At 65.9% G+C, this 12,927-nt stretch carries 11 protein-coding genes; 8 read left to right on the forward strand and 3 right to left on the reverse strand.

Going from position 1 to position 12,927, the window contains the following annotated elements; genetic code table 11:
- The first annotated feature begins 102 nt into the window (after nucleotides 1–102).
- Nucleotides 103–627 (forward strand): PAS domain-containing protein, encoded by a 525-nt coding sequence (locus tag DWA33_RS17665; RefSeq protein ID WP_114359720.1) that lies wholly within the window; start codon nucleotides 103–105, stop codon nucleotides 625–627.
- The gene (locus tag DWA33_RS17670) at nucleotides 605–1,906 is read left to right on the forward strand and encodes a methyl-accepting chemotaxis protein (RefSeq protein WP_114359722.1); all 1,302 of its coding nucleotides are present in this window, start codon (nucleotides 605–607) and stop codon (nucleotides 1,904–1,906) included. The genes DWA33_RS17665 and DWA33_RS17670 overlap by 23 nt, the downstream gene beginning before the upstream one ends.
- On the opposite strand, the gene DWA33_RS25345 is transcribed toward DWA33_RS17670, so the two are convergent.
- Together DWA33_RS25345 and DWA33_RS24940 are read right to left on the reverse strand one after the other, a co-directional pair.
- The gene (locus DWA33_RS25345; protein WP_181902429.1) at nucleotides 1,887–2,279 is read right to left on the reverse strand and encodes a hypothetical protein; all 393 of its coding nucleotides are present in this window, start codon (nucleotides 2,277–2,279) and stop codon (nucleotides 1,887–1,889) included. The two genes, DWA33_RS17670 and DWA33_RS25345, sit on opposite strands and share 20 nt — an antisense overlap.
- 181 nt (nucleotides 2,280–2,460) lie before the next feature.
- Entirely contained in the window at nucleotides 2,461–2,805 is a 345-nt protein-coding gene (locus tag DWA33_RS24940) for a hypothetical protein (RefSeq protein WP_147270252.1), read from the reverse strand.
- Nucleotides 2,806–3,015: 210 nt separating this feature from the next.
- Here DWA33_RS24940 and DWA33_RS17685 point away from each other — a divergent pair, with 210 nt between their 5' ends.
- From DWA33_RS17685 to DWA33_RS17705, 5 genes are all read left to right on the forward strand, one after another.
- Nucleotides 3,016–4,188: a phosphoserine transaminase gene (locus DWA33_RS17685; protein ID WP_114359728.1), complete on the forward strand. Its 1,173-nt coding sequence runs from the start codon at nucleotides 3,016–3,018 to the stop codon at nucleotides 4,186–4,188.
- A gap of 225 nt (nucleotides 4,189–4,413) precedes the next feature.
- Complete coding sequence (gene serA, locus DWA33_RS17690; protein WP_114359731.1) at nucleotides 4,414–6,003, forward strand: phosphoglycerate dehydrogenase; 1,590 nt, start codon at nucleotides 4,414–4,416, stop codon at nucleotides 6,001–6,003.
- Between the two features lie 228 nt (nucleotides 6,004–6,231).
- Nucleotides 6,232–7,917 (forward strand): methyl-accepting chemotaxis protein, encoded by a 1,686-nt coding sequence (locus DWA33_RS17695; protein ID WP_114359733.1) that lies wholly within the window; start codon nucleotides 6,232–6,234, stop codon nucleotides 7,915–7,917.
- A 192-nt stretch (nucleotides 7,918–8,109) separates the two neighbouring features.
- On the forward strand, nucleotides 8,110–9,795 hold the full coding sequence (locus DWA33_RS17700) for a methyl-accepting chemotaxis protein (RefSeq protein WP_114359735.1): 1,686 nt from the start codon (nucleotides 8,110–8,112) through the stop codon (nucleotides 9,793–9,795).
- A gap of 77 nt (nucleotides 9,796–9,872) precedes the next feature.
- The gene (locus DWA33_RS17705) at nucleotides 9,873–10,211 is read left to right on the forward strand and encodes a hypothetical protein (RefSeq protein WP_114359737.1); all 339 of its coding nucleotides are present in this window, start codon (nucleotides 9,873–9,875) and stop codon (nucleotides 10,209–10,211) included.
- A gap of 197 nt (nucleotides 10,212–10,408) precedes the next feature.
- Here DWA33_RS17705 and DWA33_RS17710 read toward each other — a convergent pair whose 3' ends face one another.
- Nucleotides 10,409–11,767 carry an esterase-like activity of phytase family protein gene (locus DWA33_RS17710; protein WP_114359739.1) on the reverse strand — a complete coding sequence of 453 codons (1,359 nt, stop codon included), beginning with the start codon at nucleotides 11,765–11,767 and terminating at the stop codon, nucleotides 10,409–10,411.
- 178 nt (nucleotides 11,768–11,945) lie between these two features.
- Here DWA33_RS17710 and mbfA point away from each other — a divergent pair, with 178 nt between their 5' ends.
- Nucleotides 11,946–12,917, forward strand: a complete 972-nt coding sequence (mbfA, locus tag DWA33_RS17715) for an iron exporter MbfA (RefSeq protein ID WP_114359741.1) — start codon at nucleotides 11,946–11,948, stop codon at nucleotides 12,915–12,917.
- The last annotated feature ends 10 nt before the right edge of the window (nucleotides 12,918–12,927 follow it).

Here is a 12,927-nt window from a genome sequence, read left to right on the forward strand (position 1 = left end):
CGGTCGATAAGAGTCTGTACCTTACAACACGCGCCGCTTCTCAGGGGACGCAGTCGGCCTGAGACCGCCAGTCACCCTTTGGTAACCAGGAGTTTACGACCGATGGCTCGGCCGCAGGTGAAACCGACAGGCATCGAATGCCCGTTCGACGAAGAGGAATTGATCGTCTCCAAAACCGATCTAAAGGGACATATCACCTACGCCAACGACGTCTTTGTCCGGCTCTCGAAATTTCCCCGCTCCGACGTGATCGGCGCGCCGCATTCGCTGGTGCGCCACCCCGACATGCCGCGTTCGATCTTCAAGCTGCTGTGGGACACCATTCAGGCGAAGAAGGAGATCTTCGCCTATGTGGTGAATATGGCCCGCGACGGCGATCATTACTGGGTGTTCGCCCACGTCACGCCGACGCTCGACGCCAACCGCAACGTCACCGGGTTCCATTCCAACCGTCGCAAGCCGGATCGCGATCAGGTCACCCGCATCGAGGCGCTGTATCGCAAATTGCGCGACGAGGAGAACCGGCATCGCAACGCCAAGGACGGAATGCTGGCGGGCTATGCGTTGCTGATGAGCACGATCAAGGAGCGGGGAGTCGAGTACGATGAGTTCATCTTCTCTGTCTAAGGCGATCGCCGCTCTCGTCGCCGCTGCGGTGGTGATGGTGGGCCTGAGCGCCGTCGGCACGATGGTCGGTTCGCTCGGCTACGTCGTCGAGATGATCGCGATGGGTATCGGCCTCGCTTTGTTGAGCTATGCGGTGTGGCTCCTGCGCCGGGCCTCCGCAGCGATGAAGGAGATCGCCGCGGTCTGCGTCGATGCCGCGCACGGCAATCTGGAATCGCGTGTCCAGGGCCGCCGCGACGGCGGCGAAATCGGCCGGGCGCAGGCCGAGGTCAACAACATGCTGGACATCGTCGATGCCTTCGTTCGCGAGGCCTCGGCGTCGATGGACTACGTCAGCCACGGCAAGACCTTCCGCAAGGTGCTGACGCGCGGCCTGCCGGGCTCGTTCAAGAACGCCTCGATCGTGATCAACAGCGCTTCGGACGCGATGGACCGCAAGGTGCGTGAGCTGGCGAGGGAAGCGCAGTGCTTCGCGGCCGGCATGGACGATGTCGCCGGACTGCTGACCACGGCGTCGACCGGGCTGAAAGGTGATGCCGGGGCGATGGCCGAGGCGGCGGAGGAAACCAGCCGTCAATCGATCAGCGTCGCCTCCGGCGCCGAGGAGGCGTCCGCCAACGTCCAGACCGTCGCCAGCGCGGCGGAGGAACTGACCGCATCGATCGCCGAGATCTCCCGGCAGATCCAGCACTCCACCAGCAGCACGCACCAGGCTGTGGAGGAGGCGGCACAGACCACCGAAAAGATCAGGCATCTGGCCGACGCGGCGCAGCGGATCGGCGACGTCGTCAAGCTGATCAATGCGGTCGCGGCGCAGACCAATCTGCTGGCGCTCAACGCCACGATCGAGGCGGCGCGTGCCGGCGAGTCCGGCCGCGGCTTCGCGGTGGTGGCGGCGGAAGTGAAGGCGCTCGCCAGCCAGACCGCCAAGGCCACCGAGGAGATCACCGCGCGGATCGGCGAGATGCAGTCGATCACCGAGGAGTCGGTCGGTGCGGTCGAAGCGATCAGCCGGCGGATCAGCGAGATCAACGAGGTCTCCACGACCATCGCCTCCGCCGTGGAGCAGCAGGGCGCTGCGACCCGCGAGATCGCCAGCAACGTTCAGCAGGCCTCGTCCGGTACCTCGCTGGTGACGTCGAACGTGGTCGGGATCAGCCACGCCGCCGAAGACACCGGCAAGATCGCCGCCCGTGTCAACGGCGTCTCTGGCGAAATCGCCGGCCAGGTCGACCGGCTGCGCAGCGAAGTTCAGCGCTTCATCGCGCAGGTTGCCTGAACTGGTCGCGGCGGTTCGGTCCGGCGCGGCACAGATCGTGCGCGCCGGTGCGGAACGACACCGCGCCGGCATCCGTTCTTCCCGGGTCAGTCAGGGAGAACGTCATGAAACCGAAAACGTGTCTGATCGTCGCTGCGGCTCTGTTCACGGCCACCGGCGCCTCGGCGCAGACGGGCGCCGGAGGCAGCGCAACGGGCGGTGCCGCCGGCGGAGTAACGTCGCCGGGTGGGATCAGTGCGCCGAGTTCAATTCCACAGAACTCCGGCAGTGCGGGGATCAGTTCGGCGCCGGGCGGCTCCAATACGACGGCGACCGGAATCGGCGCCGGCACCACCGGCACCGGCACAGGTTCCAGCTTGAACACGCCGAGCAATCAGCCGGGCGTGCCCAACACCTCCACGCCCGGCAGCATCGGAACCGATGCATCGCCGAGCGGCCTGCCAGGCGACAGCCCGACCTCGCCCGGCTTTCCGCAGCGATGATCACTCTGCGGTCAGTCGCCGCCGCGCCTGACTGCGGTGCTCGATGGATTGCTACGTGAGCGGGGAACGTGCTCACGCGGAGTTAGTTGAGACCGTACTCAGTCCGCTCAAGGAGCTCACAATGCAAAGCAAGCTTGGTATGTCCGCCGTCGTCGCAGCAGCGTTGCTGGCGTCGACTGCGATCGCGTCGGCGCAGAACAGCAGCGGGACGACGACGTTGAATTCTCTCAGCAAGGCCGGCGGTGAATCGGCTTCGCAGGGATCGACGCCGGGCGGCGCAGCGAACGTCGGCTCGGTCAATGCGGTGCCGCGGTCGAGCGGCAGCAGTGACGCCGCCGCGGGCGCCACCACCGGGTCCGGCGCTGCGCGCTCCCAGACCCCGCCGCCTTCCGGCCGGTAAACCGTTAGCTGCTCCATGCTAAGCGAGGAGAGCGGCGCTGGATCGCCGCTCTCTTCGCATCGGTTCCGATATCCCCGGGACCTCGTTCTTCTCCGCAGAGCAAAGCTCAGCGACGAAAGTCCCATCCGGTCGGGGTCCGAAGTTCCTTGACTTTATGGCGCGATCGACTATCCCCAGCGGCGGGAAACCTCTCCCCACCGAGAGGCAGCTATCTGGAAGGATAGACGATGACTGTAGCGAAGCCCGCTTCGCGGCCCAACGCGCCGCAATTCTCCTCCGGCCCCTGCGCCAAGCGCCCCGGCTGGTCCCCCGAAAATCTCAAGGACGCCCCGCTCGGCCGCTCGCATCGCGCGAAGGTCGGCAAAGCCAAGCTCAAGCTCGCGATCGATCTAACCCGCGAAGTGCTCGAGGTCCCGGCCGACTACAAGATCGGCATCGTTCCGGCGTCCGACACCGGCGCCGTCGAAATGGCGCTGTGGTCGCTGCTCGGGCCGCGCCCGGTCACGACGCTGGCGTGGGAATCGTTCGGCGACGGCTGGGTCGGCGACGTCACCAAGGAGCTCAAGCTCCCCGACGTCACCAAGCTCAAGGCTGGTTACGGCGAAATTCCCGACCTCTCCAAGGTCGATTGCAACACCGACGTCGTGTTCACCTGGAACGGCACCACCTCGGGCGTTCGCGTTCCGAACGCCGACTGGATCGCGGCCGATCGTGAAGGCCTGACCATCTGCGACGCCACCTCGGCTGCGTTCGCGCAGGCGCTCGACTGGGCCAAGCTCGATGTCGTCACCTTCTCCTGGCAGAAGGCGCTCGGCGGCGAAGCCGCGCACGGCATGCTGATCCTCAGTCCGCGCGCTGTCGCCCGTCTCGAGAGCTACACGCCGGCGTGGCCGATGCCGAAGATCTTCCGCCTCACCAAGGGCGGCAAGCTGATCGAGGGCATCTTCCAGGGCGAGACCATCAACACCCCGTCGATGCTGTGCGTCGAGGATTACATCGACGCGCTGAATTGGGCGAAGTCGGTCGGCGGCCTCGAGGGCCTGATCGCCCGCGCCGACGCCAACACCAAGGTGCTGACCGACTGGCAGGCGAAGACCCCGTGGGTCGACTTCCTCGCCAAGGATCCGGCGATCCGTTCCAACACCTCGGTCTGCCTCAAGGTGGTGGATCCGGCGATTACCGCGCTGTCTCCGGAAGCCCAGGCCGACTTCGCCAAGAAGCTGGTCGCGGCGGTCGAGAAGGAAGGCGCGGGTTACGATCTCGGCGCTTATCGCGACGCCCCTCCCGGCCTGCGGATCTGGTGCGGTGCCACGGTGGAAGCCGCCGACGTGCAGGCCCTGACGCAGTGGCTGGACTGGGCGTTCGAGACCACCAAGGCCTCGCTGACTCAGGCGGCTTGACCTTCCTAACCTCTCCCCGCTTTGCGGGGAGAGGTCGGATCGCTCTTGCGATCCGGGTGAGGGGCCAGGCACTGCGCTAGTCACACTGCGCTCAACTCACCGTCTGCATTTGCGGGGCCGCCGTTGCCCCTCACCCCCACCCTCTCCCCGCAAGAGCGGGGCGAGGGAGCGCACCGCATTCGTTGCTCAGCTTCTGCTTCAACAATTCACGCAGGATCACATCCCATGACCGCTCCCAAAGTCCTGATTTCCGACGCGCTGTCGGAAGCCGCCGTGCAGATCTTCAAGGATCGCGGCATCGACGTCGATTTCCAGCCGAACCTCGGCAAAGACAAAGACAAGCTCGCCGAGATCATCGGCAATTACGACGGCCTCGCGATCCGCTCCGCCACCAAGGCGACCGCGAAGATCCTGGAGAAGGCCAATCGGCTCAAGGTGATCGGCCGCGCCGGCATCGGCGTCGACAACGTCGAGATTCCCGCGGCGACCGCCAAGGGCATCATCGTGATGAACACGCCGTTCGGCAATTCCATCACCACCGCCGAGCACGCCATCACCATGATGCTGTCGCTGGCGCGTGAGATCCCCGCCGCCGACGCCTCGACCCAGGCCGGCAAGTGGGAGAAGAACCGCTTCATGGGCGTCGAGATCACCGCCAAGACCCTCGGCGTGATCGGCTGCGGCAACATCGGCTCGATCGTCGCCGACCGCGCGCTCGGCCTGAAGATGAAGGTGATCGCGTTCGATCCGTTCCTGTCGCCGGAGCGCGCCAAGGATCTCGGCGTCGAGAAGGTCGAGCTCGAAGACATCTTCAAGCGCGCCGACTTCATCACCCTGCACACCCCGCTCACCGACAAGACCAAGAACATCATCGACGCGGCGGCGATCGCCAAGATGAAGAAGGGCGTCCGCATCATCAACTGCGCCCGCGGCGGTCTGGTCGACGAGAACGCGCTCGCCGAAGCGCTGAAGTCCGGCCACGTCGCCGGTGCGGCGTTCGACGTGTTCTCCGAAGAGCCGGCCACCAAGAACGTGCTGTTCGGCCTGCCGAACGTGATCTGCACCCCGCATCTCGGCGCCTCGACCACCGAAGCGCAGGAGAACGTCGCGCTGCAGGTCGCCGAGCAGATGAGCGACTACCTGCTGACCGGCGCGATCACCAACGCGATCAACTTCCCGTCGATCACCGCGGAAGAAGCCCCGAAGCTGAAGCCGTTCATCGAGCTCGCCGAAAAGCTCGGCTCGTTCGCCGGCCAGCTCACCGAGACCGGCATCACCAAGGTCACCATCACCTATGAGGGTGAGGTCGCCGAGATGAAGATCAAGGCGCTGACCTCGGCGGTGCTGTCGGGACTGCTGCGTCCGATGCTGGGCGACATCAACGTCGTCTCGGCGCCGGTGATCGCCAAGGAGCGCGGCATGGTGGTGGACGAGGTCGTCCGCGCCGCCGAGAGCGACTACGAAAGCCTGATCACCCTGACCGTCGCCACCGAGCGCCAGGAGCGGTCGGTGTCCGGCACGGTCTATGCCGACGGCAAGCCGCGGCTGGTCGACATCAAGGGCATCCGCGTCGACGCCGAGTTCGGCGCCTCGATGATCTACGTCACCAACGAGGACAAGCCGGGCTTCATCGGCAAGTTCGCCAGCCTGCTCGGCGACGCCAAGGTCAACATCGCGACCTTCAACCTCGGCCGTCACAGCCAGGGCGGTGACGCCATCGCGCTGGTCGAGATCGACGGTCCGGCGCCGGCGGAGGTGCTGGAGAAGGTCCAGGCGCTGCCGCAGGTCAAGCAGGTCAAGGCGCTGGCGTTCTGATTTCATCTCACGGAAAGCGGGCGCGATCACACGATCACGCCCGCCACAGCGGTTAACGACTGATTGATCCCTCCCCTTCGGGGGAGGGATTTGTTTATCGAGCGTCGGTTCGGCCGTGCTTCTTTTTGGGAATTGCGTGCAGCACGGTAACCGTCCGGGAACAATTCCCTCGTAGTTGTACCAAGCGCCCTATACGCGCGCGCTGTGTTGCATCCGGGGGAGACGTCCGTGAAGTTCAGCAATCTTCGTATCACGCCCAAGCTGGGCCTGCTGGTCGCAGGTACCATGATCGGTTTGTGTCTGGCCGGCGTCCTCGCGGGCGTGATGATGCAGCGTGAGATGCTCAACGCGCGGATCGAGCAGGCCAAGGCGATCTCCGAGATGGGCCGCAATCTGGCGATCGGTCTGCAGAAGAAGGTCGACGCCGGCGAAATGACCAAGGAGGCCGCGCAGGCCCAGTTCGCCAGCGTCGCCGCGATCGCGACCTACGACAAGGGCCAGGGCTACCTGTTCGCCTACACCAATGACGGCGTCACCATCGCCACGCCGGACAAGAAGATGGTCGGCGTCAACCGGATCAACGTCGCCACCAACGATCGCTATCTGGTGCGCGAGCTGCGCGACGGCGTCGTCGCCAACGGCGACGTCACCCTGCGTTACGATTTCCGCCGGCCGGGCAGCGAAGAGAACATCCGCAAGATGTCCTACGCGGTCGCGATCCCGGGCTGGAACATGTTCGTCGGCACCGGGGCCTATCTCGACGACATCGACGCCAAGCTGATGCCGATCTTCTGGACCCTGGGCGGCGCGATCTTCGCCATCGCCATCGTCGCCGGTCTGTTCGCGTTGCTGATCGCCCGCGGCATCACCCGTCCGCTCGGCCGGCTCGGCGCGCGCATGGCCTCGCTCGCCGACGGCCAGTTGGAGCAGCCGATCCCCGGCATCGAGCGCGGCGACGAAGTCGGCGAGATGGCGAAGACCGTGCAGGTGTTCAAGGACAACGCGCTGCGGATCCGCGACCTCGAACGCGCCGAGGAGGCCGCCAAGGAGCGCGCCGCGGCGGAGCGGCGCCAGGCGATGGAACGCCTCGCCGGGGAATTCGAGCAGAGCGTCAACGGCGTGGTGCATTCGGTGGCCACCGCCACCGCCGGCATGCAGCAGACCGCGCAGTCGATGACCGCCACCGCCACCGACGCCAGCGCACGGGCCGCCACGGTGTCGTCGGCGTCCGCCAGTGCCTCCAACAATGTCAGCACGGTGGCCTCCGCCGCCGAAGAGCTGTCCGCCTCGGTGACGGAGATCTCCCGGCAGGTCGAGCAGTCCCGCGAGATCGCCAGCAAGGCGGTCGACGATGCGGCGCAGACCAATGAGACCGTCAAGCTGCTTTCCACCGGCGCCGAGAAGATCGGCGAGGTTGTGCAGCTGATCCACTCGATCGCCTCGCAGACCAATCTCTTGGCGCTCAACGCCACCATCGAGGCGGCGCGCGCCGGCGAGTCCGGCCGCGGCTTCGCGGTGGTCGCCAGCGAAGTGAAGGCGCTGGCCAGCCAGACCGCCAAGGCGACCGAGGAGATCTCGGCCCAGGTGGCGGCGATGCAGTCCTCGACCAGCAATGCGGTGCAATCGATCGGCGGCATCACCGCGACGATCGCGCAGATGAGCGAGATCACCATGGCGATTTCCACCGCGGTGGAGCAGCAGGGCGCCGCGACCCGCGAGATCGCCCGCAACATCCAGTCGGTGGCGGAAGGATCGAACGAGATCAGCACGCATATCGGCGGCGTCACCGAGGCGGCGAGCGCCACCGGCTCGGCCGCGACCCAGGTGCTGGCCAACGCCCGCGAGCTCGACGCCCAGTCCGGCGAGCTGCGCCGTGCGGTCGAAGACTTCCTCGGCAAGGTGCGCGCCGCCTGATCGACCTCCCTCCTGAATTCCCGCCGCCCCGGGACATCGTGCTGATGTTCCGGGGCTTTTTCTATGGTCCCGGCGGGCCTGCCCGAACCGTGGCCCTCGGGTTCCTACCAGGGAGCCTATAAACCGATTGGACACCCTGCTTCACTAACGCTGCTCACAGCGCCGATCTCCCGACGCTGATGGAGCCGCCCAGTGACGTTCACCAATCTGCGTATCTCGCCCAAGCTGGGCATTCTCGTCGCCGTGGCGATGCTCGGCCTGCTGGCGTCCGGTCTGTTCGCCGCCTCGATGCTGCAACGGGAAATGCGCAACGAACGGATCGAACAGACCAAGGCACTGGTCGAGAGCGCGTTGAACATGGCGATCGGTCTGCAGAAGCAGGTCTCGGACGGCAAACTCACCAAGGAGCAGGCGATCGCCGAGTTTCAGCAGCGCGCCCGGAGCATGACCTACGACGGCGCCAACGGCTACTTCTTCGCCTACAAGATGGACGGCACCGTCGTGGTGATGTCCGATCCGAAAATGATCGGCACCAACCGGCTCGACGTCGAGACCGCGGGCCGCAAGCTCGTGCGCGAGCTCCGTGACGGCGTCGCCGCAAAGGGCAACGTGACGCTGATCTACGAGTTCATGAAGCCGGGCGGCGACGAGTTGCTGCGCAAAGTATCCTACGCCGCCGCGATTCCCGGCTGGGACATGTTCGTGGGCACCGGCGTGTATCTGCAGGACATCAACGCCAAGCTGAAGCCGCTCCTGACCTGGCTCGGCTTGGTCATCGTCGCCATCGGCGTGGTGTGTGCCGCGATTGCCTGGCTGATCAGCCGCAGCATCACCCGGCCGCTCGGCGCGCTCGCGACGCGGATGAAGGGCCTCGCCGACGGCGAGCTCGACGCGGCGATTCCCGGCGTCGACCGCGGCGACGAGATCGGCGCGATGGCTCAGACCGTGCAGGTGTTCAAGGACAACGCCATCCGCATCCGCGGCCTGGAGCAGCAGGAACAGGAGGCGCAGCGTCGCACCGCGGCCGAGCGCCAGAACCTGATCCAGAGCATCGCCGACGATTTCGAGCGCAGCGTCAAAGGCGTGGTGAGCAGCGTCGCCGACGCCACCAGGCAGATGCAGGCCACCGCGCAGTCGATGACCTCGACCGCGGCGGATGCCTCGACCCGCGCGGCGGCAGTCGGGGCCGCCTCGGACTCCGCATCCGATATGGTCGGAACCGTGGCGTCCGCTTCCGAGCAGCTGTCCAGCTCGGTGCAGGAGATTTCCCGGCAGGTCGAACAGTCGCGTTCGGTCGCCGGCAAGGCGGTCAGCGACGCCGAGCAGACCAACGAGACGGTGATGCAGCTTTCCGTCAGCGCCGAGAAGATCGGCGAGGTGGTGCAGCTTATCCATTCGATCGCGTCGCAGACCAATCTGCTGGCGCTCAACGCCACCATCGAAGCGGCGCGCGCCGGCGAGTCGGGCCGCGGCTTCGCGGTGGTGGCGAACGAAGTGAAGGCGTTGGCGAGCCAGACCGCCAAGGCCACCGAGGAGATCTCCGCACAGGTCGCTGCGATGCAATCCTCGACCTCGAGCGCGGTGGATTCGATCGGCGGCATCACCGCGACGATCGGCGACATCAACAAGATCACGGTGGCGATCGCCACCGCGGTCGAGCAGCAGGGCGCGGCGACGCGCGAAATCGCCCGCAACATCCAGTCGGTGGCGACCGGCTCCAGCGAGATCAGCGATCACATCGGCGGAGTGAGTTCCGCCGCTTCGGCGACCGGCGATGCGGCCTCGCAGGTGCTGTCGCACGCGCGGGCGCTGGACGGCCAGTCCGGCGCGCTGCAGACGGCGGTCGACGACTTCCTGCGCAAGATCCGCGCCGCCTGATCGCGCGGGCTTGAACCTTTTCGCCCCGGCGGTGACAATTATCTGCTGGGGGATGCGTGAAGGACGAGAGACAACGCATGCCCATGATGCTGCAAGGCACCGTCGCTTTCGAACCCGAATTCGTCGGCAATCTGGCGTGGCTGACCCGCGCGCTGATCGCCCGCGATATCGATCCGGACGGCGTGACGATCGCCAAGGATCTGGCCGGCGCAGGCGCGATGCCACGGACCAGTGGGGTGCGCTACGTCTACACGGTGTCGACCGGAGATGGTGATTTCGTCGTGATCGAGACCTGCGACGCGCGGTTTCTCGAACAGTTTCTCAACCGCCTCGAAACCGAAGACGACGCGCCGACGGCGCTGCCGCCCAAGGGCATGTTCGCCCGTCTGACGCGCTGGATGTCGCCGCCGGCGTAAGGCCACCGGGCGCGAGCTTCCTATGCCGAAGCGGCGCCTCCCGTCGCAAACGTCATTCCGGGGCGCGCCGACAGGCGCGAACCCGGAATGTCGAGATGTTGAAGTAACGCCGCAGAACCGCACCGCGAGGTTCCGGGTTCACGCGCTGATGCGCGTGCCCCCCGGAACGACACAGTGCCTTCCTCCGCCTGCAGTGCTTACTTCGCCTTGAGGAAGTCGGCGACTTCGAGCAGCACGAACTCGTTGTCGTCGGCCTTGTTCGGCTCGCGGCTGGTCGAGAACGGCAGGTTGTTGTCGTTGCCGACGATGATGTGGCGGTCGTCGACCTTGTCGACGTTCTCGATGGTGAAGAACGGGAACGTCAGCACCCCGTCGGTCAGCGGCTTCTTGGCCTTCTTGTCCGGATCGCGGATCTTCATCAGGTCGATGAAGCCGATCTTCTTCACCGGCTTGCCGGCGCCGGCGTCGGTGAGTTCGATCTTGTAGATCCGCTTGAACTTGGCGAGATCGGCGAAGCAGTCGGTGCCCGGCTTGCCTTCGGGGCAGGCCTTGTCCTTGGTGCCTTCGCCGTTGTCGCGCTCGATGATCAAGCCGTGGCTGTCGTCGATCATGTTGAAGTCACCGATCGCGTTGCCGTTCTGCTCGAACACGTAGGTCCAGGAGCGGCCGGTGAACTTCTTCTGGGCGACGTCGAATTCCAGGATGCGTGCGGCTTCCTTGCCGTCGACCTTCTCCCAGTCCTTCTTGTCGGCGTCCCACAGCGGGCCTTCGAGCAGGCCGTACAGGAACTTGCCGTCCTTGGAGGCGGCGAAGCCTTCGTAGCCCTTGGAGCGCTTCAGGTTGACGGCGGCGTTGTAGCTGGCGCCCGGCGCGCCGGGCGACTGCACCGACCAATGATCCGGCGACTTCACCGGCTTGCCGTCGGCGGTGGTCTCGTACACGCCGAGCACCTTGCCGGCCATGTCGGCTTCGATCAGATACGGGCCGAATTCTTCGCCGATCCAGATGCGGTCGCCGATGATCTGGAAGCCTTCGGTGTCGAAATCGGCGCCGGTCAGATAGCGCTTGTCGGTGTTCTCGTGAACGATCCGGAACGGCACCTTCTTGTCGGGGTCGTGCAGGAACACGGTGGCGACACGGTCGACCTTGCTGCCGGCCCAGTCGATTTTGAGGTGGCTGAGAAACAGCATGGTGTCGGCCGAATTGTAGCGCGAGCCGAAGCCGTTGTCGGTCAGCACCCAGAAGCTGCCGTCGTCCATCTTCTTGATGCCGGAATGGCCCTGCAGCGGCTGGCCCTGGAACGGCAGCGACACGCCGGTCGGCCGGCCGTTGGACTTGCCTTCGATGCTGCCGAGCGCGTCGACACGCTTGCCGGTGGTGTACTTGCCCGAGGTCTTCAGGTCGTCCGGCGCGTCCTTCGGCGCCTCGATGAACGAGGCCGCCGGCATCACCGCGTGTCCGGCGAGAGTGGCCGGGAATTCGCCTTCGGATTGCGCCAGGGCGGCGGACGTCGCCAGCGCAAAGATCGCGACCGAACCGAGCAGTAGATTTCGCATGAAACAGCCTCCTGTGATGGAAGCCGGTCTTGTCGCCGCGCGAGGTCACAGCGGCCTGACGAGTCGATGAAGCGGCGATGACGTGCCTGCGACGGATTGACCGTGCTGCAGACGACCCGGCTTTGACAGAGGTCGATCCCGGGCCTATTTAGAAGCGTTCTAAATTGATGGACATGCGATGAAAGCGTTTTCCGAGCTGACCGAGCGCGAGATCCTTGCCGTGGCGATCGCCAGCGAGGAGGAGGACAGCCGGATCTATCTCGCTTTTGCCGAGGATCTGGCCGAGCGCTATCCGGATTCGGCGCGTGTGTTCACCGAGATGGCTCAGCAGGAGAAGGGCCATCGCCACATGCTGCTGCGGATGTACGAGGAGCGGTTCGGGCCCAACCTGCCGCCGATCCGCCGCCAGGACGTCAAGGGCTTCATCCGCCGCCGTCCGATCTGGTTGACCCGCAATCTGCCGCTCGACCGCATCCGCAAAGAAGCCGAGACCATGGAGTTCGAGGCGCAGCGCTTCTACGAGCGCGCCGCCGAACGCGCCACCGATGTCCACATCCGCAAGCTGCTCACCGATCTCGCCGAGTTCGAAAAGCGCCACGAGCAGCGCGCCGTGCAGCTCACCGACAAGATCCTCACCCCCGACGCCCGCAGCGCCGAGGACCATGCGGCGCGTCGGATGTTCGTGCTGCAATACGTCCAGCCCGGCCTCGCCGGCCTGATGGACGGCTCGGTGTCGACGCTGGCGCCGCTGTTCGCCGCCGCCTTCGCCACCCACCAGAACTGGCCGACCTTCCTGGTCGGTCTGGCCGCCTCGATCGGCGCCGGGATCTCGATGGGCTTCGCAGAGGCGCTGTCCGACGACGGCTCGATGACCGGGCGCGGCTCGCCGTGGCTGCGCGGCGGCATCTGCGGCCTGATGACCACGCTCGGCGGCCTTGGCCACACGCTGCCCTATCTGGTCCCCGACAGCTGGGCCAACGCGTTCTGGATCGCGACCGGGATCGCGGCGCTGGTGGTGTTCGTCGAATTGTGGGCGATCGCCTATGTCCGCGCCAAGTACATGGACACGCCGTTCCTGCACGCGGTGTTTCAGATCGTGCTCGGCGGCGTCATCGTGCTCGGCGTCGGCATTCTGATCGGCGGTGCGTAGTTGTACTGGG

This window comes from Rhodopseudomonas pentothenatexigens (assembly GCF_900218015.1).
In the GTDB taxonomy this organism is placed as follows: domain Bacteria; phylum Pseudomonadota; class Alphaproteobacteria; order Rhizobiales; family Xanthobacteraceae; genus Rhodopseudomonas; species Rhodopseudomonas pentothenatexigens.

Bases quoted from the DNA above. Each gene is read 5' to 3' on its own strand.
- DWA33_RS17665 (WP_114359720.1), top strand. From the start codon at position 103: ATGGCTCGGCCGCAGGTGAAACCGACAGGCATCGAATGCCCGTTCGAC.
- DWA33_RS17670 (WP_114359722.1), top strand. From the start codon at position 605: ATGAGTTCATCTTCTCTGTCTAAGGCGATCGCCGCTCTCGTCGCCGCT.
- DWA33_RS24940 (WP_147270252.1), bottom strand. From the start codon at position 2,805: ATGGAGCAGCTAACGGTTTACCGGCCGGAAGGCGGCGGGGTCTGGGAG.
- DWA33_RS17685 (WP_114359728.1), top strand. From the start codon at position 3,016: ATGACTGTAGCGAAGCCCGCTTCGCGGCCCAACGCGCCGCAATTCTCC.
- serA (WP_114359731.1), top strand. From the start codon at position 4,414: ATGACCGCTCCCAAAGTCCTGATTTCCGACGCGCTGTCGGAAGCCGCC.
- DWA33_RS17705 (WP_114359737.1), top strand. From the start codon at position 9,873: ATGCCCATGATGCTGCAAGGCACCGTCGCTTTCGAACCCGAATTCGTC.
- DWA33_RS17710 (WP_114359739.1), bottom strand. From the start codon at position 11,767: ATGCGAAATCTACTGCTCGGTTCGGTCGCGATCTTTGCGCTGGCGACG.
- mbfA (WP_114359741.1), top strand. From the start codon at position 11,946: ATGAAAGCGTTTTCCGAGCTGACCGAGCGCGAGATCCTTGCCGTGGCG.